The following is a 589-nucleotide window of genomic DNA, read 5'->3' as shown; positions in this document are numbered from 1 at the left end:
AGATGATACCCATTGAACCTGATACAGTTAATACTGGCGAAGGGAAATGTGAAAAGTTTTTTTTCTTATGTTGAAGGAAACTGTCTAATCTTGTAAGGTAAACTCTAATTCTCGTTTGTAATTGGAGTTTTTTTGTTTATACAAACTGGATAGGCTTGTTTAGGTAGCTATCTGCAAATGCCCTCGATGTTCTTTAAAAGTATCAAGTGGAATTACGATTTTGCTTGGTATCTCTTGATATTTTATTGATTACTAAGGAGTAAAGAAAGGAAAAATAAATATGGAAACACAAGACTATGCATTTCAGCCAGGTTTGACCGTTGGAGAATTATTAAAAAGCAGTCAGAAGGATTGGCAGGCTGCAATCAATCATCGTTTTGTCAAGGAACTTTTTGCGGGGACAATTGAGAATAAGGTCTTAAAAGACTACCTGATTCAAGATTATCATTTCTTTGATGCTTTCTTATCCATGCTGGGAGCTTGTGTAGCTCACGCAGACCAGCTTGAATCCAAACTTCGTTTTGCCAAACAACTAGGCTTTCTTGAAGCAGATGAAGATGGTTATTTCCAAAAGGCTTTCAAAGAGTTA

The 589-nt window shown here is 36.0% G+C and carries 1 pseudogene and 1 riboswitch; the pseudogene reads left to right on the top strand.

Annotated features, from left to right (window positions below):
• Positions 1-62, top strand: a riboswitch (TPP riboswitch). This riboswitch is flagged as partial in the annotation.
• A 218-nt stretch (positions 63-280) separates the two neighbouring features.
• Positions 281-589: pseudogene (locus GMD1S_RS08790) on the top strand (TenA family protein); the annotation flags it as partial.

Origin of the sequence: Streptococcus sp. GMD1S (assembly GCF_000296875.1) — a bacterium.
In the GTDB taxonomy this organism is placed as follows: Bacteria; Bacillota; Bacilli; order Lactobacillales; family Streptococcaceae; genus Streptococcus.
Note: the sequence above shows the minus strand (reverse complement) of the source record. Positions and strands in the feature narration are given on the sequence as shown.